Source organism: Rhizobium centroccidentale (assembly GCF_030182565.1).
GTDB lineage: Bacteria > Pseudomonadota > Alphaproteobacteria > Rhizobiales > Rhizobiaceae > Rhizobium.
Window position 1 is genome coordinate 1 of record NZ_JAQJCG010000002.1, and the last position, 25,785, is coordinate 25,785.

The 25,785-nt window shown below is 60.6% G+C and carries 24 protein-coding genes; 9 read left to right on the forward strand and 15 right to left on the reverse strand.

Annotated elements, in window-relative coordinates:
• The first annotated feature begins 194 nt into the window (after nt 1–194).
• Nucleotides 195–905 (forward strand): TIGR02117 family protein, encoded by a 711-nt coding sequence (locus tag PH562_RS01845; RefSeq protein ID WP_350223766.1) that lies wholly within the window; start codon nt 195–197, stop codon nt 903–905.
• A gap of 117 nt (nt 906–1,022) precedes the next feature.
• A complete protein-coding gene (locus PH562_RS01850) occupies nt 1,023–1,658 on the forward strand; it encodes a glyoxalase superfamily protein (RefSeq protein WP_285171181.1) in 636 nt (211 codons plus the stop codon).
• Nucleotides 1,659–1,697: 39 nt separating this feature from the next.
• On the opposite strand, the gene bluB is transcribed toward PH562_RS01850, so the two are convergent.
• On the reverse strand, nt 1,698–2,438 hold the full coding sequence (gene bluB, locus PH562_RS01855; RefSeq protein WP_285171183.1) for a 5,6-dimethylbenzimidazole synthase: 741 nt from the start codon (nt 2,436–2,438) through the stop codon (nt 1,698–1,700).
• A 404-nt stretch (nt 2,439–2,842) separates the two neighbouring features.
• Between bluB and PH562_RS01860 the strand changes: the two genes are divergently transcribed.
• Nucleotides 2,843–3,757: a cation diffusion facilitator family transporter gene (locus PH562_RS01860; RefSeq protein WP_285171184.1), complete on the forward strand. Its 915-nt coding sequence runs from the start codon at nt 2,843–2,845 to the stop codon at nt 3,755–3,757.
• Nucleotide 3,758: 1 nt separating this feature from the next.
• Nucleotides 3,759–4,223 carry a preQ(1) synthase gene (gene queF / locus PH562_RS01865; protein WP_015340658.1) on the forward strand — a complete coding sequence of 155 codons (465 nt, stop codon included), beginning with the start codon at nt 3,759–3,761 and terminating at the stop codon, nt 4,221–4,223.
• 59 nt (nt 4,224–4,282) lie between these two features.
• Here queF and PH562_RS01870 read toward each other — a convergent pair whose 3' ends face one another.
• Nucleotides 4,283–5,095: a DUF2076 domain-containing protein gene (locus tag PH562_RS01870; protein WP_285171185.1), complete on the reverse strand. Its 813-nt coding sequence runs from the start codon at nt 5,093–5,095 to the stop codon at nt 4,283–4,285.
• Nucleotides 5,096–5,326: 231 nt separating this feature from the next.
• Here PH562_RS01870 and PH562_RS01875 point away from each other — a divergent pair, with 231 nt between their 5' ends.
• Nucleotides 5,327–5,914: an ATP-dependent Clp protease proteolytic subunit gene (locus PH562_RS01875; protein WP_285171186.1), complete on the forward strand. Its 588-nt coding sequence runs from the start codon at nt 5,327–5,329 to the stop codon at nt 5,912–5,914.
• Nucleotides 5,915–6,112: 198 nt separating this feature from the next.
• Here PH562_RS01875 and PH562_RS01880 read toward each other — a convergent pair whose 3' ends face one another.
• From PH562_RS01880 to PH562_RS01890, 3 genes are read right to left on the reverse strand one after another with little or no spacing between them, the layout of a single operon-like run.
• A complete protein-coding gene (locus PH562_RS01880) occupies nt 6,113–6,496 on the reverse strand; it encodes a VOC family protein (RefSeq protein WP_285171187.1) in 384 nt (127 codons plus the stop codon).
• Nucleotides 6,462–7,652 (reverse strand): MFS transporter, encoded by a 1,191-nt coding sequence (locus tag PH562_RS01885; protein WP_285171188.1) that lies wholly within the window; start codon nt 7,650–7,652, stop codon nt 6,462–6,464. Before PH562_RS01885 ends, PH562_RS01880 begins: the two co-directional genes overlap by 35 nt.
• Before the next feature lie 22 nt (nt 7,653–7,674).
• Complete coding sequence (locus tag PH562_RS01890; RefSeq protein ID WP_285171189.1) at nt 7,675–8,460, reverse strand: DeoR/GlpR family DNA-binding transcription regulator; 786 nt, start codon at nt 8,458–8,460, stop codon at nt 7,675–7,677.
• Nucleotides 8,461–8,657: 197 nt separating this feature from the next.
• Between PH562_RS01890 and PH562_RS01895 the strand changes: the two genes are divergently transcribed.
• Both PH562_RS01895 and leuA read left to right on the forward strand, forming a co-directional pair.
• A complete protein-coding gene (locus PH562_RS01895; RefSeq protein ID WP_113230256.1) occupies nt 8,658–9,842 on the forward strand; it encodes a benzoate/H(+) symporter BenE family transporter in 1,185 nt (394 codons plus the stop codon).
• A gap of 328 nt (nt 9,843–10,170) precedes the next feature.
• Nucleotides 10,171–11,877 carry a 2-isopropylmalate synthase gene (leuA, locus tag PH562_RS01900; protein ID WP_285171190.1) on the forward strand — a complete coding sequence of 569 codons (1,707 nt, stop codon included), beginning with the start codon at nt 10,171–10,173 and terminating at the stop codon, nt 11,875–11,877.
• A 69-nt stretch (nt 11,878–11,946) separates the two neighbouring features.
• Here the strand turns inward: leuA and PH562_RS01905 are convergent, their stop codons facing one another.
• The 5 genes from PH562_RS01905 to PH562_RS01925 all read right to left on the reverse strand — a co-directional run bounded on the left by PH562_RS01905 (nt 11,947) and on the right by PH562_RS01925 (nt 17,044).
• Nucleotides 11,947–13,791, reverse strand: a complete 1,845-nt coding sequence (locus PH562_RS01905) for an ABC transporter ATP-binding protein (RefSeq protein ID WP_285171191.1) — start codon at nt 13,789–13,791, stop codon at nt 11,947–11,949.
• Between the two features lie 271 nt (nt 13,792–14,062).
• A complete protein-coding gene (locus tag PH562_RS01910; protein WP_285171192.1) occupies nt 14,063–14,266 on the reverse strand; it encodes a hypothetical protein in 204 nt (67 codons plus the stop codon).
• Nucleotides 14,267–14,367: 101 nt separating this feature from the next.
• Nucleotides 14,368–15,207 (reverse strand): anti-sigma factor, encoded by an 840-nt coding sequence (locus PH562_RS01915; protein ID WP_285171193.1) that lies wholly within the window; start codon nt 15,205–15,207, stop codon nt 14,368–14,370.
• Nucleotides 15,208–15,210: 3 nt separating this feature from the next.
• Nucleotides 15,211–15,723 (reverse strand): RNA polymerase sigma factor, encoded by a 513-nt coding sequence (locus PH562_RS01920; RefSeq protein WP_285171194.1) that lies wholly within the window; start codon nt 15,721–15,723, stop codon nt 15,211–15,213.
• A 397-nt stretch (nt 15,724–16,120) separates the two neighbouring features.
• Nucleotides 16,121–17,044, reverse strand: a complete 924-nt coding sequence (locus PH562_RS01925) for a metallophosphoesterase family protein (protein WP_483315307.1) — start codon at nt 17,042–17,044, stop codon at nt 16,121–16,123.
• A gap of 68 nt (nt 17,045–17,112) precedes the next feature.
• Here PH562_RS01925 and PH562_RS01930 point away from each other — a divergent pair, with 68 nt between their 5' ends.
• On the forward strand, nt 17,113–17,604 hold the full coding sequence (locus tag PH562_RS01930; protein ID WP_113230261.1) for an NUDIX domain-containing protein: 492 nt from the start codon (nt 17,113–17,115) through the stop codon (nt 17,602–17,604).
• A gap of 15 nt (nt 17,605–17,619) precedes the next feature.
• On the opposite strand, the gene PH562_RS01935 is transcribed toward PH562_RS01930, so the two are convergent.
• Nucleotides 17,620–18,609 (reverse strand): glutathione S-transferase family protein, encoded by a 990-nt coding sequence (locus PH562_RS01935; protein ID WP_285171196.1) that lies wholly within the window; start codon nt 18,607–18,609, stop codon nt 17,620–17,622.
• 327 nt (nt 18,610–18,936) lie between these two features.
• Here PH562_RS01935 and PH562_RS01940 point away from each other — a divergent pair, with 327 nt between their 5' ends.
• Nucleotides 18,937–19,512, forward strand: coding sequence for a GNAT family N-acetyltransferase (locus PH562_RS01940; protein WP_285171197.1), 576 nt, complete (start codon nt 18,937–18,939; stop codon nt 19,510–19,512).
• A 33-nt stretch (nt 19,513–19,545) separates the two neighbouring features.
• Here the strand turns inward: PH562_RS01940 and PH562_RS01945 are convergent, their stop codons facing one another.
• The 4 genes from PH562_RS01945 to PH562_RS01960 are packed head-to-tail and all read right to left on the reverse strand — an operon-like array spanning nt 19,546 to nt 25,784.
• Nucleotides 19,546–19,968, reverse strand: a complete 423-nt coding sequence (locus PH562_RS01945) for a GNAT family N-acetyltransferase (protein ID WP_285171198.1) — start codon at nt 19,966–19,968, stop codon at nt 19,546–19,548.
• Nucleotides 19,969–19,970: 2 nt separating this feature from the next.
• Nucleotides 19,971–22,043, reverse strand: a complete 2,073-nt coding sequence (locus PH562_RS01950) for a hypothetical protein (protein ID WP_285171199.1) — start codon at nt 22,041–22,043, stop codon at nt 19,971–19,973.
• A gap of 1 nt (nt 22,044) precedes the next feature.
• Nucleotides 22,045–24,867, reverse strand: a complete 2,823-nt coding sequence (locus tag PH562_RS01955) for a DUF4159 domain-containing protein (protein ID WP_285171200.1) — start codon at nt 24,865–24,867, stop codon at nt 22,045–22,047.
• Nucleotides 24,864–25,784 carry a DUF58 domain-containing protein gene (locus tag PH562_RS01960; RefSeq protein ID WP_285171201.1) on the reverse strand — a complete coding sequence of 307 codons (921 nt, stop codon included), beginning with the start codon at nt 25,782–25,784 and terminating at the stop codon, nt 24,864–24,866. Before PH562_RS01960 ends, PH562_RS01955 begins: the two co-directional genes overlap by 4 nt.
• Between the last annotated feature and the right edge of the window lies 1 nt (nt 25,785).

Here is a 25,785-nt window from a genome sequence, read left to right on the forward strand (position 1 = left end):
ATTGCCGTAATACTCAATGACTTCTCGCTTGAATGCGCTGCTGTATTTGGACATGCAAAACCCCCGAAGTTGGGTGTCCAACTTTCGGGGGTCAATTCACACTCGGAAAAGGAGCATGGGGCTATTTTTATGCCTTGAAAGAGCCAACAAACCGCTGAAGAGACTGATTGTTGGCGGGCGGGAGCTTTCAGTCGGTGATTCCAAGGATATTCAAGGGCATTCTCTATGTCGTTCTTGCCGTCGCGCTCTTCGTCGGTCTCGGCATCATCGTGCCACGGCCGCTCTGGCATGATGGATCGGCTGCGCGCAGCGAGCCCTCGCGGCAAATCCTCATGCTCAGCAACCACATCCATACGGACATTGCCATTCCCGTCGATGGCGATCTCCTCACCCGTTTCGCCTTCCTGCGAACGGCCGGGCTCGATCTTGATAATCCCAACCTGCGCTATCTCATTTTCGGCTGGGGCGGACGGAGCTTCTATACGGAGACGCGGACATGGGCAGATTTGAAGGCGGGTCCCGTGTTGAAGAGCTTTGCGCTCGACCGTTCCGTCATTCATGCGGAGCTCGCAGGCGATATCCCGCTGGACGCGCCTGCCGTGACGGTCATCGACATCGATGCCGAAGGTCTTGAGCGGCTCAAGCAATTCGTTCTCGCCAGCTTTGATCGCTCCGATAGCAATCCGATACCCCTGCCTGGCAGCAACTATGGGCCAAACGATGCGTTCTTCGAAGCGCGGGGTTATTTCAATGCGCTGATGGGATGCAACACCTGGACGGCTGCCGGGCTGAGGCAAGCAGGATTGATCTCCGGCCTTTGGACATCCTTGCCCTGGATGCTGCGAATGTCCATGAGGCTGCATAATGACGATGAACGCTTTGTAGCACGCCATGCCCTGCCTTGAGGCGGTTTGACTTGCTTCAGGTTGTATCCTAATCTTTGCGCCGTTCCTGTGGGGCACATCGGCATCGCGCCGAAAGGGCTAGGCCTGCCCGCTGATATCCTCAGCAGGAGTCTGCCCATGCCAACCCTCGACACCTACCGTAAACAAGCCAAGCTCTTGATGCGCTGGCACCGTGAGCGCGACTATTCCATTGGCGGAAGAGTCCGAATGCTCGATCGTTTCAAGGAGCTGACGGATCGCGAGATCCTGGCGATGAACTTCCCCCTATCGTTGGCGCAGGAGATCGTTGCGGTCGAAGCGGGCCATAATAGCTGGGCGGAATTGAAGTCCGTCGCAGCGGACGCGCCGAAGATGCCGGCCATGACAGCGGAACCGCCGGTTTTCAAGAGCATCGTTCCGATCCTTTTCGTGCGGGATGTCACCGCGAGTGCGGCCTTCTTCAGGGAGAGGCTGGGTTTCTCTGAGGAGTTCCTGCATGGAGCACCGCCGTTCTATGGCGCGGTGTCGCGCGATGGCATCTGGGTTCACTTGCGGCTTGTCTATGAGCCTTACTTTGCGGCGGCGGCTGCAAAGGAGAAGTCGTTGATCCTCGCTTCGATCGAGGTTTCGAATGTCCAGGGATTGTTCGAGGAGTTCAAGGCGAGGGGCGTGGAGTTTGCACAGCCGCTCACCAAGCAGGCATGGGGCGGCACGGATTTTCACGTGCGCGATCCGGACGGAAACGTGATCTCGTTTGTGACGTTCAGGTCGTAACACTTTGGTTCGTCGAGGATTGCCGCAGAGCAGCCACCGTCACATATCCTCGCAATCCTGCCAGCCTTCCTCGAAGACCAGCTTGTCGAGCGGCAGGCGATCCCGCCATCCCTTCACGGCGAGTTCCGGCATGTCGTAGAGCTCGTCGACATAGCCGACACAGAGCCATGCGACGATCTTCACATGCTCGGGTATACCGAGGATGGCCTTGATGGCATCCTCATGGAAGATGCTGACCCAGCCGACACCAACGCCTTCGGCCCGTGCGGCAAGCCAGAGGTTCTGTACCGCGCAGACGGTCGAATAGACATCGGTATCCGGATTATGCGTGCGGCCGAGCACGACCGGGCCGCCGCGCTTGGTGTCGCAGGTGATGCAGATGCTGAGGGGCGCCTTGCGGATGCCTTCCAGCTTCAGCCGTTGATATTGGCTGCGGCGATCGCCTTCGAACATTGCGCAGGCCTCCTCATTGGCCTGATGGAAGGCCTGCCACACGCGCTCGCGCGTCTCGCTCTGACGGATCAGAATGAAATTCCACGGCTGCATGAAACCGACCGACGGCGCCGAATGAGCCGCCTTGAGCAAGCGCCGGACAAGATCGTCGGGCAGGGGATCGGGCCGGAACTGGTCACGCACGTCGCGCCGCGTCTCGATGGCGCGATAGACGGCGTCACGCTCCACCTCCGAAAATGCCCCGGCTGTAACCAGATGATCCGACACACCCGCGGGAGCGTCGGCGATGGACGGTATAGCATCGGCAGTCTTTTCAGGAGCGGGCATGTTCAACCATGATTTTCATTAGGCGGCGTATCGGCCGGTATCGCCGACCCTTGCACACTAGGCTGAAGCACAGCTTAGTGCTGGATGGCAAGCCAAACTACCAGGACGATTTTCCACAGGCGAGCGCATTATCGGCTTTCGATTGTCATGGAACGGCGGTTTGGGAAACATCTTCCTCATGTTTGGCACATGGACTGCGGAAACTGCGTTTGTTTCGATCCCCAGGTTAAGGATGAATTGTCGTGCGAAAGCGGCCATCTCCTTTGACAAACTTCGCATCGTGCGTCATATGGAGCGTCAATGAACCGCCTGCGCGAAAATTCGCGCGGGCGGTTTTGCATTTCAACGGCGCCTTTTTTGCAATTCATTCGCATAAGCAGGCGTGCGGACATTTGGAGACGGGCATGAACAGTCAAGGAAACGATACGATCAGGCGGCTTGCCCTTTGGGGCATTCCGCTGTCGCTCGGCGTCATGGGACTGAAGATGCTGGCCTGGTGGCTGACGGGCTCCGTGGCGCTTTTGTCCGATGGACTTGAATCGCTGGTCAATGTCGTTGCCGCTTTCATCGCCTTTTTCGTCATCCGTTACGCGCAGAAGCCGGCCGATCACGATCACCCCTTCGGGCATCACAAGGCGGAATATCTCTCCGCCGTTACCGAAGGGGTGATGATCGTCGTTGCCGCTTTGATGATCGTGCAGGAAGCGATCGGGCACCTCGGCAATCCGCAGCCGATGCAGGCGCCTTTGCTCGGCCTCGCCATCAACTTCGTCGCCGGCGTCATAAACGGCGCGTGGGCTCTGACGCTGATCCGCGCCGGAAGGACGCACCGCTCACCGGCACTGACGGCGGACGGCCAGCATATCATGTCGGATGTCTATACCTCGATCGGCGTGCTCATCGGCTTGTTGCTGGCGCTCGGTACCGGCCAGCCGATCTTCGACCCCGTACTTGCCATTCTCGTTGCCATCAACATTCTCTACCAGGGCTGGAAGGTCATCTCCACTTCGATCGATGGGCTTATGGACAAGGCTGTCCTGCCGGAAGAGGAGGAGACTATCAAGAGTGCGATCGCGGGGAGTGCTGAGGGTTCGCTCGGCGTGCACGATCTGAAGACGCGCAGGGCAGGGGCGGTGACCTTCGTCGATTTTCACATGGTCGTGCCCGCCGCCATGCCGGTGCGAGAGGCCCATCGAATCTGCGACCGCCTTGAAGATGCCATACGGGCGATCCATGCGGGCGCCGAAATAACCATTCATGTGGAGCCGGAGGGCGAGAAGGCCCATGGTATCCGCGTCAAAGTGATCAAGGAGACCTGAGATGCCAAAGACCGATGTGTCCGGCCTGTCGATGCTCGGCAACCAGACGGAAACGGCCAGCAATCCGGAAGAGGCCGTTCTGGAAAAGGTGCCATCCGGCCATGCCGGCACCGATTATGTCGTGCGCTTCACCGCGCCCGAATTCACCTCGCTCTGCCCGATGACGGGACAGCCGGATTTCGCCCATATCGTCATCGACTACATTCCGAACGAATGGCTGGTCGAATCGAAGTCGCTGAAGCTCTTCCTGCATTCCTTCCGCAATCACGGCGCATTCCATGAGGATTGCTCGATCTACATCGCTAAGCGCCTGGTGGATCTGCTGCAGCCGAAGTGGCTGCGCATCGGTGCCTACTGGTATCCGCGCGGCGGCATTCCGATCGACGTTTTCTGGCAGACCGGCAAGCCGCCGGAAGGTGTCTGGCTACCGGACCAGGGTGTGCAGCCCTATCGCGGCCGAGGCTGAATGAAAAAGCCGCCATCCGAAGATGGCGGCTTTTCTGCTAGATGCGATGAGACTGTGACTCAGGCAAACGAGTTGTCGTCGCCATTGTCATAGGACGAGTCATCATAATCGTCGTCCTGAGCGTCTTGGGCAGCATCCTGGGCGTAATCGGCCGCGCTTTGATCATTCTGATCGCTATTATCGTCATTGCCGAAATAGTTGTTGTTGATGATCGTTTCCTGCACCGGCTGTTCGGCGGCATTGGCCGCCGTGCCCCCGAAGAGGCCACTACCGGCACTTCCGCCAAAAAGGCCGCCGCCAGTTCCGCCCAGATGTGGGCTGAAGAGGCTGGAGAGCGATTCCGCCAGCATCACGCCGCCGGCCACACCAGCCGCCGTGCCAAGCGCGCCTCGCAGGAAGCTGCCGCCGGCTGAAGGCGCTGCTGCCTGCTGGCTCCAAGGCCCAGACGGCTGTGGTTGCGGCTGGCCAGCCCAGGGGCCGGTCTGAGGCGCATTGCGGGCATAATCGTCATAGAGCCGGCCCTGCTGCTGCGGGTTGCCACCCTGGGGAGCTGCGGCGCGCTGCTGCTGGCCGCCGCCGAAGAGCGAGCCGATCCCCCCCAGGAAACCGCCGCTCTGCCCTTGCTGGTAATTATCGGCGCTCTGCTGCTCGAGCTCGTGCACGCGGGCTTCGAGCTGCTGGATGCGATCAGCCGCAGCTTTCATGCCCTGTTCCTGCATGATAACGGCCTGCGCCAGGAAATAGGGGGCATAGGGCTGGTCGCGGACCGACTGGTTGATGAAGGCCTCCGCATCGGCGTCGCGCGGCGTGCTGGCGGCACCGCGCACGCGATCGAAGAGAGAGGCAAGCAATTGACGTTCTTCTGGCGACATGATGGCCTCCTTGGCTATCCGTGCTGCAAATTCGGGGCGCGATTTCTAACCGCGCTGACCTGACGTAGGATCGAATCTCGGCTTTTCAAAGCCATTCAAGTTACATTTCGGTAATCCCCAAACATAACACCATGTTGTCAGCCGCTATTCCCGCCTTGTCTTTTTCCGGCATTGTTTTACGCATTGAGTCGCACTATGTGCGGTGAACGACGCATCATGCTGGAGAGTTGAATGAACGACGAAGACGAACAGGAAGACAAGAAGACCGAGCAGCCCTTGGGCAAGGACGCGGAGGCGAATCTTTTCAAGTCGCGTTCGATCTTCATCTATGGCGGCATCACGCAGGAACTGGCGCAGAAGGTCTGCTCCCAGCTCGTGGCGCTTGCCGCCGCCAGTGACGACGATATCCGCATTTATGTGAATTCGCCCGGCGGTCACGTCGAGTCCGGCGATTCCATCCACGACATGATCAAGTTCATCAAGCCGAAGGTCTGGATGATCGGTACGGGCTGGGTCGCCTCCGCCGGAGCGCTGATCTATGTCTCCGCTCCCAAGGAGCGCCGCATTTGCCTGCCGAACACGCGCTTCCTGCTGCACCAACCGTCCGGCGGCACACGCGGCATGGCCTCCGATATCGAGATCCAGGCACGCGAGATCATCAAGATGAACGAGCGCCTGAACAAGATTTTCTCGGAAGCCACCGGCCAGCCGATCGAAAAGATCGCCAAGGATACGGATCGCGATTACTGGCTCTCTGCCGAGGAAGCCAAGGCTTACGGTCTGGTCTCGCGCATCGTGACCTCGCAGGCAGAAATCTGATCTGACGGGTTTTCCCGATTGAATTGAGCGCCCTCGCTTGCCGGAAGGCTGGCGGGGGCGTTTTGCGATGAAGCAGTTTTGATCGAAAGCCCAAAGCTGGCGGCAGAAATCTCCGCCGCCAGCCTTCGCCACTCGGGAGTTGCAACGTTTCCGGGAGCGGCGAACTCGAAAGCGCAAGTTACAAGCGGAGTGCGCCCCCTATATGGTGATCTCCACCGGTGTTCCCTCGGGCATGGTGATGACAGCCTCATAGAAGCCGTCGCCTGTGGTGCGCGGCGTTGATTTCAAGCAGTTATCCGCCTTGCATCGTTCGGCCAGCGCATCAACGGCAGCTTTGCTGCCGAGCGATATGGCAATGTGGTCCCAGCCGATGCGTTCACTCTGCGGCTCGCGGGGAAGCCAGGGGCCGGTCATCAATTCGATCTGGTCGTTGCTTCCAGGCAAGGAAACGAAGCGGGAGATGAAGCCAGGCCGACGCTGGCTTCGATAGGGTTCGCCGACGGTCGCGCCGAAATAGGTCTCCCAGAAAGCCGCGGCCGCATCGAGATTAGGCGTCCATAGAGCGGTATGAGCGATCCGCATTTGCCTCTCCCTGTTCCTGTTCGTGATTGCGAGTAACGATGCTGGCGCAGAGAGGTGCGACGCAGAGCAATAGAGCGAGCATCCAGAAGGCGCCGGGCAGGCCTACATGATCGGCGACGAAGCCGACGCCTGCGGGGCCGACAAGCACGCCTGCATACCCTGTCATGGTGATGGCTGCGACGGCCAGGCCTGCAGGCATCACCTTCTGCGAACCGCCCTTGCGAAACAGCACCGGGACGATGTTGGAGGCGCCAAGGCCGATTAGCAGGAAACCGCCCATCGCAAGGATCGAAATCGGACTGATGAGGAGGACGACAAAGCCCGCGACTGCGATCAGGCCGCCCCACAGCATGATCGCTCTGTCCCCGATCTTTGCGGTGATGGCGTCGCCGGCCAGGCGGCCGATCGTCATCGCGATTGCAAACAGCATGTAGCCGAGGCCGCCATGGCTTGCGTCGACCCGGGCCTGCGTTGTCAGCAGCAGGGCGCTCCAGTCGAGGATCGCGCCTTCGACGAGAAAGGTGATTGCCGCAAGAGCTGCCAGCAGCAGCACGAAACCGCGTGGCATGACGAAGAGGGGAGCGTCCTCCGATTGGACAGTTCGAAGCAGCCGCGGCCATGCGACGATCATGGCGATGACCATGACAGCCGAGCTTAGAAGCGTGGCGGCGACGGGACCGGCCTGGACGGACAGGAGCAAAGTGACGAGCAGGGAGCCGATGAAGCCGCCTATGCTGAACAGGGCATGGAAGCCCGACATCAAGGGTCGATCCGCGCCTTTCTCTACTTCGACGGCGTGAATGTTCATGGCGACGTCGAGGGAGCCGAGACAGGCACCGAATGTCGCCAGTGCAAGGCCGAGGGTAAACGGCGTGCTGGCTACGGCCAAGGTCGGCAAGACAAGTGCAAGACCGAAACCGCCCGCGATGATGATTGGCTTGCTGCCATATCGCGCGCTCAATATGCCGGTCGCAAGCATTGCCGCTACCGAGCCGAGGCCGAGACACAGCAGCAGCATGCCCAGCACGCCGTCATCGACCCCAAGGCGAGCTTTGGCGAAGGGGACGAGGGGCGCCCAGCAGGCGAGGGCGAAGCCCCCGACGAGAAAAGCAAGTCGTGTCGCCAGCCGGGTTTCCGGCCGATCTGTGGATTGCATGGTCATTTCTTGTCTTTCGAGATCAGGAGGATGCGGCGACGTCGCTTGCTTTGACGAGCGAGAAGCCGGCGTCGGCGGCCGTTTTTTCGTCTGCGGCAGGCAAGTCATCCTCGACAACGAGCCAGTCGATATCGTCGGCGCCACCGATGCGGTGCGGCGCGCGTTCGTGAAACTTCTCCGAGGTGATCAACGCGATACGTGCCGCGCTTCTCTTGAGCAGCGTTCGTTTGAAGATCGCGTCCGCATGTTCGTACACGCTGATGCCGTTTCTCGCCGAAACTGCGCAGACGCCCAGGAAGCAGCGATCGATGTTCATGGCTTCGATGGCCGCAACGGCGGACGCATCGACGCTGCCGCCGACGACGGGATCTACTGCGCCGCCGATCAGGACGAGCGGGATATCGCCGCGCTTCATGATGGCGCTGGCGATATCAATGGAATTCGTCGCGATGGTCACGTCCAGGTCCTTCGGCAGAAGATCGACCATCGCGAGATTGGTGCTGCCGCTGTCGAAAAACAGGAATTCGCCCGGCTCGACCATCGCAATGGCGGCTTTGGCCAAGGTTTTCTTACGGCCGGATTCCTGTCCGACGCGCGCGGCCATGGGCTGGGAAAGTGTCAACAGGGGAAGCGCGCCGCCATAGACGCGGCGGCATTTGCCCTCAGCGGCAAGGGCCCGCAGGTCGCGGCGCACGGCATCCTCAGACACGTTGAATTCGGCAGCCAGAGATGCGGCAACGATCTGCCGGCCCTCTGCAAGCCGCGCTTCGATGACGTCCCGGCGGGACAAGGGGAGTGGATTGCTCATAAATTTGCATTAACGTGCATAAACAAGAGAGTCAATGTGCGCGTTTATACATGATTGTCCTTGAGGAGGATATAATCCGCGAGTGATTATGCAGCGGGACTGTCATTTCGCGCGAAAACAGCACTTGCACGCCCGATGCTTGTGATGCTCCATGCGGGTTCAATCGATCCTTCTGCGCTCTTCGAGTCTCCATCGCCATGCTCAAAGATTTTTCCGTTCAAAGCCTGTTCATGGGGTGCCTTACGGCTTTCGTCGGCTTTGCCAGTTCCTTCGCCGTGGTCTTCCACGGCCTGCAGGTGGTGGGCGCCACGGATGCGCAGGCTGCCTCCGGTCTGACGGCGCTTTCTGTTGCGATGGGTCTCTGCGCGATCGTGCTCAGCGTGGCGACGAGGCTTCCGATCAGCATTGCCTGGTCGACGCCAGGAGCCGCACTGCTGGCGAGCGCCGGAGCGATCGAGGGCGGCTTCCCGGCGGCTGTTGGTGCATTTTTCATTTGTGGCATATTGATTGTCGTTGCCGGGCTGTTCCGGCCTTTCGGTCGTGCCGTTGCCTCGATCCCGGCGCCGCTTGCCAATGCCATGCTGGCCGGCGTTCTGCTCGGCCTCTGCTTTGCGCCGGTGAAGGCGATCGCCTTCAATCCTGCCTTCGGCCTGCCGATCATCCTTGCCTGGATCGTCGTCGGGTCGTTCAAGCGGCTATGGGCGGTGCCGGCTGCGCTTGCGGCCTTTGCCCTGGTGCTGGCCTTCGGCGTGAAGATACCGGATGGCGCCTTTTCCTCGCTCGAACATTCGCTGCTGCCGACGGCCGAATTCGTGAAGCCGGTCTTCACGCTTGCCGGCATCGTGTCTATCGCGTTGCCGCTGTTCGTCGTCACGATGGCGTCGCAGAACATTCCCGGCATCGCGGTGTTGAAGGTGCATGATTACGATCCGAAGCCGGGTCCGCTGTTTGCCGTGACCGGCGTGTTCTCGCTGCTTGCCGTTCCCTTCGGCGGTCATGCCGTCAATCTCGCGGCGATCACGGCGGCCATGTGCGCCGGACAGGATGCCCATGCCGATCCCAAGCGGCGTTATTGGGCGGCTATCGTTGCCGGACTTGGCTATATCGTCTTCGGATTGCTGGCGAGCGCGGTTACGGCTTTCGTGGCGCTCGCGCCGCCTATTCTCATCGAGGCGGTGGCCGGCCTGGCGCTGGTCGGCGCGCTCTCCAATTCCACCTTGAACGCCTTCCAGCAGCCGGAATCGCGCGAAGCCGCCGCCATCACGTTTCTGGTGACCGCATCGGGTGTTTCCTTCGGCGGCATCTCCGGAGCCTTCTGGGGGCTGATCGCCGGCGGGCTGATGCTGGCCCTGTCGCGCGGCGTGCAGATGCTGAAGAAGTAGGCGAGGGGTTGCTTCTTTTTGATCCGGCGGCTATAAGCGCGGCCATGAAGCTGACTGGCGCAAAGATTTCCGAACAGATTGCACGTGGGCGCGTTGCCCTGCGTGACAATACGCGCGCCCTTACTTCGCTTCTCCTCCTCGGCCTTACGCGCGGTTGCCGGGTCCTTTGAGGAGCGCCCGGCGGCCGAAAAGCCCGCTGGCCATCGCTCCTCGCGACTTACCCTAAAATCGACAGCTTACCCGCAAAGGGTCCGCATTTATCATCGCCAAGCCGCATCCGATCGGCTAAGACGCGGGATAAAATGACGGGAAAGGAAGAGACGAGACCATGGCCGCGAACAGCCATTCCCCAAAAGGCATGCCCGAAGCGACGGTAAAGTACCGCGCTTATCCGCAGATCAATATTCCCGACCGGACCTGGCCGTCCAAGACCATCACCAAGGCACCGGTCTGGTGCTCGGTGGACCTGCGCGACGGCAATCAGGCACTCGTCGATCCGATGGGTCATGACCGCAAGGCGCGCATGTTTCAGCTGCTGCTGGACATGGGCTTCAAGGAAATCGAGATCGGCTTCCCCTCGGCTTCGCAGACCGACTTCGACTTTGCCCGCTGGTGTATCGAACAGGGCAATGTGCCAGCCGACGTGTCGCTGCAGGTTCTCGTCCAGTGCCGCCCGGAATTGATCACCCGCACCTTCGAGGCGCTGGAAGGCGCCAACAAGCCGATCGTGCATTTCTACAATTCCACCAGCGAATTGCAGCGCCGCGTGGTGTTTGCCAAGGACGTGCAGGGCATCAAGCAGATCGCCGTTGATGCGGCCAAGATGATCACCGATATGGCGGCCAAGGCTGGCGGCGGCTATCGCTTCGAATATTCGCCGGAGAGCTTCACCGGCACCGAGCTCGATGTGGCGCTGGAAATCTGCAACGCTGTCATCGACGTCGTGAAGCCGACGGCTGATAACAAGCTGATCATCAACCTGCCGTCGACGGTCGAAATGGCGACGCCGAACATCTATGCCGACCAGATCGAATGGATGTGCCGCAATCTCGATAACCGCGAAAACCTGATCATCTCTCTGCACCCGCATAATGACCGTGGCACGGGCATTGCTGCTGCCGAGCTGGCGCTGATGGCCGGCGCCGACCGCGTCGAGGGCACCTTGTTCGGCAATGGCGAGCGCACCGGCAATGTCGACGTTGTCACCATGGCATTGAACATGTTCACGCAGGGCGTCGATCCGGAGCTGGATTGCTCGAATATCGAGCGCATGAAGGAAGTCTTCGAATATTCCAACCAGATGGCAATCGGCGAGCGTCACCCTTACGTCGGCGAACTAGTCTATACGGCCTTCTCCGGTTCGCATCAGGATGCGATCAACAAGGGCATGAAGGCCGCGAAGGTCGCCAACGACCCCGTGTGGGAAGTGCCTTACCTGCCGATCGACCCGCAGGATGTCGGCCGCACTTATGAGGCGATCATCCGCATCAACTCGCAGTCCGGCAAGGGCGGCATCGCTTATATCATGCAGCAGGACTACGGCTTGAACCTGCCGCGCAATCTCCAGGTGGAATATCGCGAGGAGATCCAGCGCATCACCGACGAGGAAGGCAAGGAATTGCCGTCGAAGCGCATCTACGAGCATTTCATCGAGCGCTATGTGACGCAGCCGGACGCGCGGATCCGCTTTGTCGACCACCACACTTTCGCCGATCCCGAACATAAGGGGCAGCGCATCGTCGCGGCCGAAATCACCGACAAGGGCGAAGTGAAGCGCATCGAGGGCAGGGGTAACGGCCCGATCGACGGATTCATCAATGCGCTCTCGATCTATCTCGGCATCCCGATGTCGGTCGAGGATTACTCCGAGCATTCGCTCCAGCACGGCTCCAACGCCTCGGCGATCTCCTATGTTGAGGTTTCCTATCCGGGCGGCAAGCTTTTCGGTGCCGGCATCAACACCAATATCGTCGCCGCGTCTCTCGAGGCGATCGTCTCGGCGGCGAACCGCGTGCTCGCTATCAAGGCGGCGTAAGGCTCCCGCTTCATCGCAGCTCTGATTTGAAAGTCCCCTCGTTTTCGAGGGGACTGCTTTTATTGCGCATTAGTCGGCTGACGGCTCGTCGTCTTCGATGAAGCCGCCGGATTGGTGCGACCACAGCGTTGCGTAGATGCCGTTCCGGGCGATCAGCTCCGTATGCGTGCCGTCCTCGACGATGCGGCCATGGTCGAGCACGACAATGCGGTCCATGCGCGCGATGGTCGACAGGCGATGGGCAATGGCAATTACCGTCTTGTCTTGCATGATGCCGTAGAGCGTATCCTGGATTTCGGCTTCGACTTCGGAATCGAGGGCGGAGGTTGCTTCATCGAGCACCAGGATCGGCGCATCCTTCAGGATAGCACGGGCAATCGCGACGCGCTGCCGCTGACCGCCGGAGAGCTGGACGCCGCGTTCGCCGGCGTGAGCGTCGAAGCCGGTTCTTCCTTCCTGATCCCGCAGGCCCGCGATGAAATCGCTGGCGGCAGCCTTGTCGGCCGCAGCGAGAATTGCATCCTCCGAAAAGCTGGGATTGCCATGGGCGATGTTATCGCGGATGGAGCGGTGAAGGAGCGATGCCTCCTGGCCGACCACGGCAATCTGCCGGCGCAGACTATCCTGCGTCACCTGCCGAATATCCTGCCCGTCGATTTCGATGATGCCACCCTCCGGATCGAAGAAACGAAGCAGCAGATTGACCAGCGTCGATTTGCCGGTGCCGGAGCGACCGACAAGGCCGACCTTCTGGCCCGCCGCAATTCGAAGCGAAACGCCGTCGAGCCCGCCATCTTCCTTGCCGTAGTGATGCGTGATTTGCCGGAAGGCGATCTCGCCCTTGGTGACGGCAAGCGGCTCGGCGTCCGGCGCATCGGTAATCGCAAGGGGCTGCGAGACGGTCATCAGTGACTGCCGCATGGCGCCGAGATGGGCAAAGAGCGACGACACCGCATCCAGCATCCATTCGGCCATGCCGGTTATACGGAAGCTTAAGGCGAGCGATGCCGCGATCAGTCCTAGCGGTGCGCCGCCGGACTGCCAGAGCACGACCGCATAGCCGACGAGTGCGACGATAAGGAAGCTGCCGAGGAACAGCATGCTCGAATTGACAAGCACTTCCAGCCTCTGCACCCAAACGAATGTTTCGCGCGTTTGAGCGAAACGACGACGGGCTTCCTTGTCTTCCGCCCTGGCATCGGCAAAAAGCTTGATGAGGTCAATATTGGCATAGCTGTCCACCAGCATTCCCGTCAGTTCGGCATAGGCTCCCTGATATTGCGCGGAGGCCTTCTGCAGGCGAGGGATGACATAGGCCATCAGTGCGAGATAACAGAGAAGCCAGATCAATAGGGGCCAGATGAGGCGCGGGTCGATCGAGGCCATCAGCCAGAGCGAGCCGGCCACATAGATCGTGACAAAGGAGAGCGTGTGCAGGACCTGATAGGCCGCGCCCGTTGCGGCCGTGCCTATGTCGCGCACCTGGCTGGCGATACGCCCGGAAAAATCCTGGCGAAACCAGCCGACGGATTGCCGAAGGACGTGACGATGGGCGCGCCAGCGGAACAGTGTCTCGGCATTCGGCCGGAACGCGATATCATCCAGACTTTCGCGAAGATAGCCGGCAAGAGGCCGGCCGATCAGGACGAGGGCGGCGGCGGCCAGCAGTCCAGCTCCTTCGGATGTCCAGAAATCATCTCGTCGGGCAGCGGCGAGATTATCCACCAGCCGACTGGAATAGCCGATGAGCCAGATCTCGATGACGGCGCCGATGGCAGTCAGGCCAAGGCTGATTGCCATGACTGTGCGAAACGGGCGAAGGTTGTTTAGAAGATAGCGCCAGGCCTTGGATGCCGGTTGCGGCTGGTCATGATCCTGAAATGGATCGACAAGCTCTTCGAAGCGACGAAACATGAGTGCCCTCCACGGGCGAAGATATCAATCTGATGGTCGGGCCGATAAAGCAGCCCTTCACGGCACTGCTTTTCAGCGGTGGCTTCCTGTGCCGCGATTTTTCATCAGAGTGCTCTCCTCATTGGTCGCTGCAACCTACATAGCGTGTATCGGTGCCGATGTCAGCAGCAATTGTATCGGGATCGTTCGACATAGATGAGCGAATAGCGTCCTTTACACGGCTCGCGTCGAGGTCGTCCGAGGATATATATGTTTCAATGGTGAATTTTGCTCAGGCCTGGCCTTTGGCAAGTTCATCGCGTCGCTTCGTCAGACGCTCGAGCTCTTCTTCCTGTTCGGCTATCCGCTCGGACGCCCGCTCTTCGTCGGCGGCGCCGGAAAAGGCTGTTGCCTGCTCAATCAGTTCGCGAAGATTTTCCCTGATTGCCGCAATACGCCTGTCGATTTCAGGAATGGTCAGCAGAACGTCGGACATGTTGAAACTCCAGCAAGACTATCGGACCCCACACGATTACCGCGCCTTATTATCCATCGACCGGCTGGTAGCTGCAAGCGGCAAAACGGATGGGATATCAGTCAGATCTCCGAGGATACCCGATTGGCGATCTGATCGAGCATCGCATTCGAGGAGGGGCCGACGACCGCATAGGTGGTGCCGTTGCGATGCCAGGATACGATGCTGATATCGTCCTTGATGGTTTCGTTAAAATCGTCGTCGGCGATGCCGTCCGTCTTGGTAAAGCAGATGGCGACGACATCGCCATCGAGGTTCTTGTAGATCAGCTGGCCGACAGGTTTACCGGCGGCGACGGACATACGCGCGCCCTGGAAGACGAGACCATCAGCAGCGAGATCCGGAAAGTTGAATTTGACGCCGGCGGTGCTCGCCAGCCACTTGGCGATCTCGTCCAACTGGCTTGCCTGCAACTCAACCATATGCTGCGGCTGGCGCGCATAGATGCGGTGGTAGGCGGCAATATCATCCAGCCAGTTGCGCGTCATAAGCTGTGACGGGGTCGGCGGAGCGCTCGCCGGGACGTCAGCGGGCTGCATACCGAAAAGATAACCGATGCCGCCGCCGACGGCGAACAGGATAAGGGCCGCGGCCAATGATTGCCTGCCCGTCGGTGCCAGTTTCAGCGAATGCCTGGTAATGCGTGGAGATGGCTCTCGGGTCTTCGGAGGCTGAGTGCTCTTGATGGAGCGAACGAGCGCCAGAGGCACCGGCTCCTTCAGAACCTCATCGAAAGCCTTGCGGCCGACGTCGGAGCCATGCCTCAGCTCATCGAAAATACGTCGCGCGTTCGGATCTGAGGCGATGAGCTTTTCCAGCTCTTCTTTTTCTTCGCGGCTCGTCTCGCCATCCATGAAGGCGGACAAGCGGATTTCGAGCGGCGTTTTCTTCATGTCTTGCAATGCTTAAAACCTTCGGGGCGAGCGGCTATGACCCTGGGAGGCGAGGTAAAGGCGTGCGCTGGAGAGCCTTGATGTCACCGCCGACAACGGGATGCCGAGAACATCGGCCGCCTGCTTGTAGCTGTGTCCTTCGACATCGACCAGCAGGAAGACACTGGCAAGACCTTCTGGCAAAGATGTGACGAGGCGGTGCGCTTCACCGGCTTCCACCGGATTTAAATGGGTTTGCGATGCCGGATCACCCTGTTCAAGGGCATTGCCCTTGCCGGCGGTGCGCAGCTTGTGGCGCCGTGCCTCATCGACCCATTGGTGCCGGGCCATGGTATAGAGCCAGCTTTCCAGCTTGCCGCCACTGTTCCAGAGATGGAACTTGGCTATGCCGCGCTGACAGACGTTTTGGACAAGTTCGTCTGCCTCGGTGAGATCGCCGGTCAGCGTCACTGCAAAGCGGCGAAGCTTCGGAAGAAGGCCGACCAGATCGCGTCTGATATCGATGGCTGCTACCGGCGTTGGCATGATCGTTCCAGGAAGGCGTTGGAGGTTGTCAGATCGGCAATTTGCTTCCGCAATCGAAGGCCTTCCCTGTAAGAAAGGTGATGCGAGCGGAATAATCGTCCTGTACTGGTATGAACCATTTTCCTGCCGTTTCGCAAGTCTTCAAAAGCACCCGCGCGTTTGACTGTCGTTCTTACCGCGGTGATCCCACAATGTATCGGCCGATACTGTCCCGGCGCTGGCCAGAGCCTTCCAGGAAGCAGCAACCCCGGTGGATACAGGCTCCGAAAGCTGGCATGCGGTGTTCCTTGTCACGACCTCAAAATCCGTCCCATATTTCCGGATTCCAATGCTTCGATTGTAGCTCCGTATCTTAGAAAACGCTACCGAAACGATGCGCGCGACAATGCTGAAAGCTTCACCATGTCGCCAGAATATCGTAGCCTTCGGGATCGACGCCGCTGCCATTGTCGCTGAGGCTGTAACGCTCCGCTTTCAGTTCCCAGGCGCCCGGCCGGCCGGCGATGGTGAAAAGATTATAGGCAGCGCGCGGCTTCAATCCGCCCACCCCTTGCGATGCTGAGGCGATCCCAACGACCGGAACCCGGCCCATGTGGCCGCGCAGCCAGTGCAAGGTGTTGAGATGTGTGTGGCCATGCAGGACAAGTTCAGCGCCCCCGGTCGAGATGACGGCGGCAAAACGGCGAATGCCGATCATCCGCTTGTAGAAGCTGGTCGCGCCGCGAATCGGCGGGTGATGGATCATAACGACACGAAAGAGTCCGGCATCTCCGGCTGCGCGCAGGATGTTCACCGTCTCGCGGGCCTGGCGTGAGGAGTAAAAACCGCTTGCGGCAAAGGGTGGGGTGGCGACGGCTGTGGAGCATCCCACAATGGCGACCTGACCTCGGACGCGCAGATAGGGGAAAATGCGTTTGTCCTCCTGCCATTCGGCGGGAGCCTCATCGCCGCGGACATAGGGATACCAGGAGCGCATGGCCTTTTCGTAGGCGCCGGGCACGTAGGCATCGTGATTGCCGGGAACGACTGATGTGTGGAGGGGATCGCCAACCGTCTTCAGCCATGCAGCCGCTGTCTCGATCTCCATGCCGCTTGCCAGATTGACGAGATCGCCGGTTACGGCCAGATGATCGGCCTGTTTCGCCTTGATGTCGTCAAGAAGGACATCGAGCGTATCGCCAAAAAGATGCTTGCGCCGGTTCCGGTGCCAGTTCACAAATCCGGTAATGCGTTTGGAGGCGAGTTCTCTGATCGAAAGACGTGGCAGTGGACCAAGGTGAACATCGGAAATATGCGCGAGCTTGAACATGGGATGAGACATAGCCCACTCTGTTGTCAAAACAAATACATCCTCGATCCGATTGCAGATCACCATGCCGGGGTTCAGGCATGAGTGAAGACAATCGACGCGATGAAAGGCAGGGTTTGGCTGTGCGTCTGTTCGGCCGCGCGTTGCATGTCTATTTCGTGCTGACCCGCAGCATGACGATCGGCGTGCGCGCCGCCTGCTTCGATGGCGAAGGGCGGATTTTTCTGGTTCGGCATTCCTATATCGCCGGGTGGCATATGCCCGGCGGCGGCGTCGAACGCCATGAGACTGTGGAGCAGGCGCTTGAGAAGGAGCTGCGCGAGGAAGGCAATCTGGTGATCTCGGGCAAGCCGCAGCTCTTCCACGTCTATTTCAACAATCATACCAGCAAACGCGATCACGTCGTCTTCTATCGCGCCGAGGTCACCCAGACCTCGCCGCGCAAGCCCGATCGCGAAATCGTCGAAAGCGGCTTCTTTCCCGTCGATGCGCTGCCGCCAGGCACGACAAAGGCAACCTATCGCCGGCTGAAGGAATTGGAAGGAGCGGAGGCTCCCTCCAGCTATTGGTAGCCTCCGACGCCTGGGTCAGGCAGCCTTTGCCAGCCGCTCGCGCCCATGCGGGCGATCGAAATCCAGTTCCGGCCCGATCGGCACGATGCCTGTCGGATTGATTGTCTTGTGGCTGCGATAATAGTGGTTCTTGATGTGCCCGATGTTCACCGTCTCGGCAACGCCGCCGATCTGATAGAGATCCCGGAGATAGGCCGAGAGGTTGGCATAATCGGCGATGCGGCGGATATTGCATTTGAAATGGCCGACATAGACGGCATCGAAGCGGATAAGCGTCGTAAACAGCCGCCAGTCGGCTTCCGTCAAGCGGTCTCCGAACAGGTAGCGCTGTGTTGCCAGGCGCTCATCGAGCATGTCGAGGGTTTCGAAGAGGCGGAGTGCGTTTTCCTGGTAGGCTTCCTGCGTCGTCGCAAAGCCTGCCTTGTAGACGCCGTTGTTGACGGTATCGTAGACGCGCTCGTTCAATGCATCGATATCGGCCCGCAGATCGGCGGGATAGAAATCCGCCGTGGAACCGGTCAGGCCGTCAAAGGCCGTGTTGAACATGCGGATGATTTCGGCCGATTCGTTGTTGACGATCGTGCCGATCTGCTTGTCCCAAAGAACGGGAACGGTAACTCGGCCGGAATAATGCGGATCGGCCTTGACATAGACCTCCCAGAGTTTTGTTGCGCCAAAGAGATGGTCGATGGTGCCGCCGTCTGTGCCTTTGAATTCCCAGCCGTTTTCAACCATCAGCGGGTCGACGATCGAAACGGAGATCAGCTCCTCCAGCTTCTTCAGCTTGCGGAAGATCAGGGTTCGATGCGCCCAGGGGCAGGCGAGTGACACGTAAAGATGATAGCGTCCGGCCTCTGCCTTGAAGCCGCCGGTGCCTGTCGGGCCGGCGCTGCCATCCGCGGTCACCCAGTTTCGAAACTGCGATGCAGCGCGCTTAAAATGACCCTTCGTCTCTTTGGTATCATACCAGACGTCATGCCAGACGCCGTTAACCAACATACCCATTGCTTCATCCTTCCGGAAAACTGCCGAAACTATAACTCTAGAGATACGGTATGCGCTCCGGATTTCGAGACGGCAAATGATGAACACTGCGTCATAGGTGCCCCTCGCGGGCTGATCGGGTGGTGTCGAGATCGAGATCTTGCATGAATGAACGGCAGGATACATTTTGCATTGGACGCGCCGGATATTTCCTGCTATCCGGCTTTTCACACTTTAAGGACCCCTTGTCATGAAAGTAACCAGAAGCCTGCGACGACGCCGATGATCTTGAACGCTCGATGAGCGCTTTCGGGAACAATATCGTCCGTCTACTGGTTTTTTGGGCTAATGTACAAGCACGATCTGGTCTACCTCACTGAGGATGCGTCGCACGACGCTGCTATCGAACTCATCAACGAAGAAGCTTTCGGTCCGGGGCGGTTTACCCGCGCTGCTGCTCGCATTCGCGAACAGGGGCCGCACGACCGGTCGCTATCCTTCATCTGCACCGATGATGGCGAGACGATCGCCTCCGTGCGGATGACGCCGGTGCTGGCAGGATCGGTCAAGGGACATCTGCTTGGCCCGCTTGCCGTCCGCCCTTCGCACAAGAACAAGGGAATCGGCCGCGAGCTCGTGCGGATCGCGGTGGCGGCTGCGCAGCGCAAGGGATCGGAAGCCGTCATCCTCATCGGCGATCCGCCCTATTATTGCCCACTCGGTTTCGAAAAGGTCGCCTACAATGCACTGACCTTCCCGGGGCCGGTCGATCCCAACCGGGTGCTGGTCGTGCCGATTGCTGGGGACACGCATGCGCGGCTGCAGGGTTCGATCATCTGGCGTGATGATTCCGCTGCGGCTATGGAAGCCGAAGACGATGAAGATCTGGATGATGTCATGCAGCTCACCGCGATCGCTGTCTAAGGCGCTATCAACGAAAAATTACCATGCCTAATATCAGCGGGGCGACAGTCTCTTCTGCAGAAAGAACCGGCTGCGGCCAACGGGGAAATCCGGCAGTTCGCCGAAGATGGCATAGCCCTGCCGCTGATAGGCTTTCAGCGCCTGCGGATTAAAGGTATCGATCCATGCGCCGAAACAGCCACGCGCGCTGGCTTCAGCTTCCGCCGCCTCCAAGAGCTTTCCGGCCATGCCCTGGCCGCGCAGGCTTTCCGGCACGAAAAGCCATTGTGTGAACAGCCACCCCCAGGCGGTGTAGCCGGATATGCCGCCGATGGTCTTGCCCGCATCATCGCGGATCAGAACGGAGAGGGATTGCCGGCCGGACGGGCCGACATCAGCGGTGTTGAACGCCGTCAATCCCTCGCTGATAGCCGCGAGCTCGCTTTCCGATGGTGTATCGGTCACATCGATCTTCATAGTCACCGTCCTTCGCGCCACCATGTGGCGGAGAAAGCAAAAAGAAGGGCGGCGAGACCGGCAAAGCCTGCAAACAAGGGCAGGGTATTGATCCCCTTCAATACGGTTTCGTCGGTCATGCGGATGGTCAGGCGCTGGCCGTCGGCAACGCGCACCGCGCCGCGCACCGGCAGGACCTGCGGCACCGTCACGCCGCCATTTGCGCTGGCGACGCGGGTGACGAGACCCTTGGTCTTCTGTGCGAGCGGTTTCAGTGTTTCGGTGGTGGAGATCATCGCCTTGAATTCCGGAGCATCGATGGCGCCGATATGGACCAGCGTCGACAGATCGCCGCTGGCGATCTGGTAGAGCCCGATCTCGCCCATATGCTTCTCCGCCTGATAAAGGCCCGGCTGCGTCTGCTTCAGCGGCAGGGTGTCCGTCTTGCCTGATGGCGTTTTGATCGTGGCGGGGCCGGGATCGTTGCCGATCGTCTGGCGCGTTACCTGCAGCGTGCGCCCGGCGGCATTGGCCGTCAGAGCTTCTTCTTCCAGCGCCGGCTCCTTGAGCAGCCAATGGGCAATGCGGCGGTAAAGCGACACATGCGGGCCGCCACCCTCGAAACCGCGCGCCCAGAGCCAGCCCTCATCGGAGAGCAGCATGGCGACACGGCCCTGGCCGACGCGGTTCAGCACCAGCAGGGGACTGTTATCGGCACCGACCATCACGGTCTGGCCTTGAGGTCTTTCGACATCGACGCTGCGGAACCAGCGGCCCCAATGCGGGGGCTCGGTTTCGGAGCCATCCAGCCCGCGCGTGACGGGGTGTTTCTTGCCCTGGTCCGACAGGCGTGGATAGAAGGCTTTTTCGATCATCTGACCCGTCGGCTCGGCCGGCAGCACCGAGGCAAGCGGCGTCAGCGCGATCGAACTGCCGCCGGCATGTTCGGGCCCGGCCGCGACCAGTAAGGCGCCGCCGTTTTCGACATATTGCGCCATGTAATCATAATAGATCGTCGGCAGGACGTTTTGACGGTCCTGATAGCGATCGAAAATGATCAGGTCGAAAGAGCTGATCTTGTCGACGAAAAGCTCGCGCGTCGGGAAGGCGATCAGCGACAATTCGTTGATCGGTGTGCCGTCCTGCTTGTCCGGCGGACGCAGGATGGTGAAGTGCACGAGATCGACCGAGGCGTCCGATTTCAACAGGTTGCGCCAGGCGCGCTCGCCGGCATGCGGTTCACCCGAAACGAGGAGAACGCGCATGTTCTGGCGGATGCCTTCGATCAGCTGGACCGTCTGATTGTTGATGCCGGTGACTTCGCCAGGTACTTCGGCGACTGCGAATTCGAGGACGTTGTTTCCGGCGCGCGGTACCTTGAAGCTGAAGGGCGTGTCCTGGCCGGGTGTGGCCTGAAAGGTGGCGATCTCGTCGCCATTCATCTTGACCGTGACTGCTGCGGTCCCGCCTGGGCTCTTGCCGTCGTCGACGACCCGAAAGACCAGCTGCTGCTCATCGTTGACGATGCCGAAGCGGGGTGCGCGCACGATCTCTATGCGGCGATCGAATTCATCCGGCTTGCCTGTGATCAGCCCGTGGACGGGCGCGTCGAAGCCGAGCTGCTGATTGATGCCGGGAATGTCGTGGATCTGGCCGTCGGTCAGGAAAATGGCACCGCCGATGCGGGCGGGCGGCACGTCGGCGATCGACGAAGACAGGGCGGAAAAAAGCCGGGTCGACGGTGATTCCGATTCCGCCGGATCGCGGAATTCCACAATGCGTGGCTCGATGCGGGGGAATTGCGCCAGCCGATCCTTGAGCATCGCCAGGGCTTCGTCCGTCATTTTGGTACGTTCCGGCGTCTGCTGGCTCAAGCTGCGGTCGACGACGACGGGAACGATCGTCGACAGTTGATCGCGATCTTCCTGCATCAGCACCGGGTTGGCGAGTGCCGCAAGCAGAGCGATGCCCGCCAGGGCGCGTATCCAGCCGCCGCGCAGGCGTCTGTAGATCGCCAGCGCCGCGACGGCGAGCGTCAGCACCGCCAAAGCGGCAAGCACGGGCCAGGGGAGGAAGGGGGCAAAACCGATATTCATTTTATTGCCCCAAGCGCTGCAGGATATCGGGAACGTGGACCTGATCGGACTTATAATTTCCGGTCAGCATGTACATCATGATGTTGACGCCCGTGCGGTAGGCATATTCGCGCTGGGTTTCGTCCGGAGGGACGGTCGGCAGCAGCGGCGAGCCATTGTCGCCGACGGCCCAGGCGCCGGCAAAATCATTGCCCGTGATCATGATCGGCGTCACTCCGTCGGAGGTGGCGACCGCATTCGCATCGCGACGCGCATCCTGACGCGCTTCCACCCAGAGCGGGCTGTCGGCATAGCGGCCGGGGAAGCTCGACAGGAGGTAGAAGGACTTGGTCAGCACATGGCCCGCGGGCACCGGCTCCAGGGGCGGGATGTCGAGATTGGCAAGAATTTGCTGCAGCCGCTGGCCGTTCGGACTCGGCGACGAAGTGTCGCCCATCGTGTCGATGGCGTCACGCGTGTCGAAGAGCACCGTTCCGCCGTTGCGCATATAGGCGTCGATGCGATTGATGGCGTCGTTGGACGGCATCGGCGCCGTTGCAGAAATCGGCCAGTAGATCAGCGGATAGAAAGCGAGTTCATCCTTTGCAAGATCCACACCGACCGGCGGGCCGGGTTCGAGCGTTGTTCGATAGGTGAGATAGTCGGAGAGGCCTGCAAGCCCCCGCTCCGAAATGTGATCGACATCCGTTTCGCCGGTGACGACAAAGGCGAGATGCGTCTTGTCCAGCCGCGAGAAGATGGCGTCGTCGCCCGGTTTGGAATCGTCGGCCAGAGCATTTGCTGGATGAAGGAACATGGCGAGCGAGGCGGCCAACAGCAGCATTGCCGCGCCGCCCGCAATCGTCTTGGCCGATCTGCCCAGGCGCGGGAAGGCGCCGTTCATGAACAGGACGATGATGCTGTCGGCCAGCAGCAGGAGGAAGGCGAGGGTGAAGAGGATCGGCTTCGCGGACCAGGCCTCGCCGCCGATCAGGCCTTCTCGTGCGACCGCCCCCGCTGCCGAGGTATCCAGCGGCTTGAGCGCTGCGCCGCTCGGAAGGGTATTGAGCGCGCTGAAGCCCTCTTCGGAACCATAGAGGCCGGGCGGGTTGTCGAAACTTGCGACTGCGGCTCCCTTGTTGCTTGGCTCCAGCGGGCGGGCACTGCCGATCTCGCTGGTCAACACGCCCTTGGCGGTCAGAAGCCGGTAGGGTGGCATTGCTTCGCTTGCCTTGGCAGCCACTTGGCCCGACGCGACGCCGCCGGCGCGCGACAGCTGGACGATACGGCGCAGCATCTCGACGAAATTGCCAGATATCGGCAGATCGGACCATTGCGGCTCGGCGCTGACATGGAAGAGGACGATGCGGCCGGCCTGCATCTGCTTTTCTGTGACGAGCGGCGTGCCGTCGGCAAGGCTTGCCCAGGTGCGCTCGGCGAGATCCGGTGTCGGCTCGGCCAGAACTTGCCGCTTGATCAGGACATCAGTCGGCTTCGGCATGCCGGCGAAGGGGCCGAACGATGGAAAATCGGCAAGTGGTTGCGGCTCGGCCCAGGAAAGAGCGCCGCCGAATGTACGTTCGCCCTGCCGCAATGTGACCGGAACCAAAGGATCGTCGGCGGGTGCCGCGGCAAGGCGAGGACCGGCAAAGCGGACGAGCGTGCCGCCATTTTCGATCCACTTTTGCAGCGGCGCGTAGGTTTCCTGCGGCAGGCGGCCGACATCGGCCATGATGATGACGGAGGGATTGCCCGCAAGCAATTGCGGGATCGACTTCGCCAGATCGGCGCTGTTGGGCTGCGTCAGATCGGCATAGGGCTGAAGGGCGCGCTGGATATAATAGAGCGGCGACAGGATCGGCTGGAATTCGTCGGCGGCTTGTCCGGAGAGGAGTGCCACGCGTCGGCGGCGAAAACCGTCGTCGAGCAGATAGACGCTGCCCGCACTTGCCTGGCGGTCGATGCTGATGCGGGCGAAATCATTGCGCATTTCGAAGGGCGCGGCGATGGAGCCGGTCGCAACCGTCTGCCCGCCGGCGAAATCAAGCGAACCGGCGGCGATCGGTCGTCCCTGGTTGTCCTGCGCGGTGAGCCCAAGGCGCATCGGGCCGCTGCCGTTCAGCCGTGTGGCCGTGACGGTCATGTTGCTGGCGGTATTGGCTGCGCCGGTGAGTGCTATGATATCGTGGCCGTCGCCCTCGATCAGCCGCAGCTCGCTTGGCTGCAGCGCGGCAAGCCGGCTGACGATATCGTCTTTTTCCCTGCTCTCGATACCGTCGGAGATGAAGGCGACGGTGCCGGGCTTGCTGCCATTGAGCGCCGCTTTCACCGCATCAGCCGCGCGTTGCCGATCCGGCACCAGCGGCCTCGGGTTCATCGCATGCAGCTTGTCTCGGGCAGTTGTCGCCGCACTCGGTGTCGCATCGTTGCCCTGCTCGGCGGTGAAGGCGATCGAAACGGGAATGCCCTTGGCGTCGGCATCATCAATCAGCGCGTCGGCCGTGCGCACACGGCGTTCCCAGTCGGAGACGCTCGCCCAGCTATTATCGATCATCAGCACCAGCGGGCCGCCGCTCGAGAGCGTGTTGGTGCGCGGATTGAACATGGGATTGGCGATGGCAAGGATGACCAGAGCCGCAAGCAGCATGCGCAGCAGCGTCAGCCACCATGGGCTGCGCGCCGGCGTTTCCTCACGTTTGAGAATGCTCGCCAGGATGCGCAGCGGCGGGAACACTTCCGTTCGCGGCTGTGGCGGCGTCAGGCGCAGCAGCCACCAGATCGCAGGAAGCAGAATGAGCGCTGCCAGGATGGCTGGCGATGCAAATGCGAAGGAGAGACCGCTCATGGCTGGCCTCCAGACGCGACCCTCGCGGGCATGCCTGAGAGATACATATGCACGGCGACCAGGGCTTCGGAAGCCAGCCGATCTGTGCGATGGCTGACAAAGGTCCAGTCGAGCTGACGCAGCGATTGGCCGAGATTTTCGCGCCGCGCGAGATAGGCGCGCCGATAATCATCACGCAGATTTTCCGCGCGGCCGGCGATCAGCTTCGAGCCCGTTTCGGGATCGCTGAATTCGGTGCGTCCACTATAGGGAAAGAGTTCTTCGGCGGGGTCGGCAACCTCGATCACATGACCGCGCAAGCCGCGGCGGGCCAAGGGTCCGATCCTGCCCATGACGCTATCGGCATCGTCGAGAAAATCGCCGATCAGCACGATATCGCTCCAGCCGCGGATCATCGCCGTCTGCGGCAGGCCGCCTTCGAGCGGCGTGTGCACCAGCGCTGCGGCCAGGCGCTCGGCGGCATTGCGGGTCGAAACCGGTTCCATGATGCCGGGGCAGCCGATACGCTCGCCCGAGCGGGATAGAATTTCCGCCAGCGCCAGCATCAGGACGAGCGCGCGGCCCTCCTTGGACACATGGCCAAAGGTCGATTTATACATCATGGATGGCGACAGATCGGCCCAGAGCCAGATCGTATGCGCGGCTTCCCATTCATGATCTCGGATATAGGTATGATCGTCGCGAGCCGAGCGCCGCCAGTCGATGCGCGACAGGCTTTCACCTTCCGTATAGGGGCGGAACTGCCAGAAATTCTCGCCGATGCCGCGCTTGCGCCGGCCGTGCCATCCGGCAATGACCGTGTTGGCGATGCGCTTGGCTTCGACGAGGCAATCCGGCACGAGGGCGGCGCGGCTGCGGGCTCGGGAGAGGGCATCATTGCCTGAGGTCGGTCTGACGGTCTGTCCGATGGATGCCACG

What these genes read in the sequence shown, in the direction of transcription:
- PH562_RS01850 (WP_285171181.1), top strand. Translation starts at nt 1,023, where the DNA reads ATGCCAACCCTCGACACCTACCGTAAACAAGCCAAGCTCTTGATGCGC.
- bluB (WP_285171183.1), bottom strand. Translation starts at nt 2,438, where the DNA reads ATGCCCGCTCCTGAAAAGACTGCCGATGCTATACCGTCCATCGCCGAC.
- PH562_RS01860 (WP_285171184.1), top strand. Translation starts at nt 2,843, where the DNA reads ATGAACAGTCAAGGAAACGATACGATCAGGCGGCTTGCCCTTTGGGGC.
- queF (WP_015340658.1), top strand. Translation starts at nt 3,759, where the DNA reads ATGCCAAAGACCGATGTGTCCGGCCTGTCGATGCTCGGCAACCAGACG.
- PH562_RS01870 (WP_285171185.1), bottom strand. Translation starts at nt 5,095, where the DNA reads ATGTCGCCAGAAGAACGTCAATTGCTTGCCTCTCTCTTCGATCGCGTG.
- PH562_RS01875 (WP_285171186.1), top strand. Translation starts at nt 5,327, where the DNA reads ATGAACGACGAAGACGAACAGGAAGACAAGAAGACCGAGCAGCCCTTG.
- PH562_RS01880 (WP_285171187.1), bottom strand. Translation starts at nt 6,496, where the DNA reads ATGCGGATCGCTCATACCGCTCTATGGACGCCTAATCTCGATGCGGCC.
- PH562_RS01885 (WP_285171188.1), bottom strand. Translation starts at nt 7,652, where the DNA reads ATGCAATCCACAGATCGGCCGGAAACCCGGCTGGCGACACGACTTGCT.
- PH562_RS01890 (WP_285171189.1), bottom strand. Translation starts at nt 8,460, where the DNA reads ATGAGCAATCCACTCCCCTTGTCCCGCCGGGACGTCATCGAAGCGCGG.
- PH562_RS01895 (WP_113230256.1), top strand. Translation starts at nt 8,658, where the DNA reads ATGCTCAAAGATTTTTCCGTTCAAAGCCTGTTCATGGGGTGCCTTACG.
- leuA (WP_285171190.1), top strand. Translation starts at nt 10,171, where the DNA reads ATGGCCGCGAACAGCCATTCCCCAAAAGGCATGCCCGAAGCGACGGTA.
- PH562_RS01905 (WP_285171191.1), bottom strand. Translation starts at nt 13,791, where the DNA reads ATGTTTCGTCGCTTCGAAGAGCTTGTCGATCCATTTCAGGATCATGAC.
- PH562_RS01910 (WP_285171192.1), bottom strand. Translation starts at nt 14,266, where the DNA reads ATGTCCGACGTTCTGCTGACCATTCCTGAAATCGACAGGCGTATTGCG.
- PH562_RS01920 (WP_285171194.1), bottom strand. Translation starts at nt 15,723, where the DNA reads ATGCCAACGCCGGTAGCAGCCATCGATATCAGACGCGATCTGGTCGGC.
- PH562_RS01925 (WP_483315307.1), bottom strand. Translation starts at nt 17,044, where the DNA reads ATGTCTCATCCCATGTTCAAGCTCGCGCATATTTCCGATGTTCACCTT.
- PH562_RS01930 (WP_113230261.1), top strand. Translation starts at nt 17,113, where the DNA reads ATGAGTGAAGACAATCGACGCGATGAAAGGCAGGGTTTGGCTGTGCGT.
- PH562_RS01935 (WP_285171196.1), bottom strand. Translation starts at nt 18,609, where the DNA reads ATGGGTATGTTGGTTAACGGCGTCTGGCATGACGTCTGGTATGATACC.
- PH562_RS01940 (WP_285171197.1), top strand. Translation starts at nt 18,937, where the DNA reads ATGTACAAGCACGATCTGGTCTACCTCACTGAGGATGCGTCGCACGAC.
- PH562_RS01945 (WP_285171198.1), bottom strand. Translation starts at nt 19,968, where the DNA reads ATGAAGATCGATGTGACCGATACACCATCGGAAAGCGAGCTCGCGGCT.
- PH562_RS01950 (WP_285171199.1), bottom strand. Translation starts at nt 22,043, where the DNA reads ATGAATATCGGTTTTGCCCCCTTCCTCCCCTGGCCCGTGCTTGCCGCT.
- PH562_RS01955 (WP_285171200.1), bottom strand. Translation starts at nt 24,867, where the DNA reads ATGAGCGGTCTCTCCTTCGCATTTGCATCGCCAGCCATCCTGGCAGCG.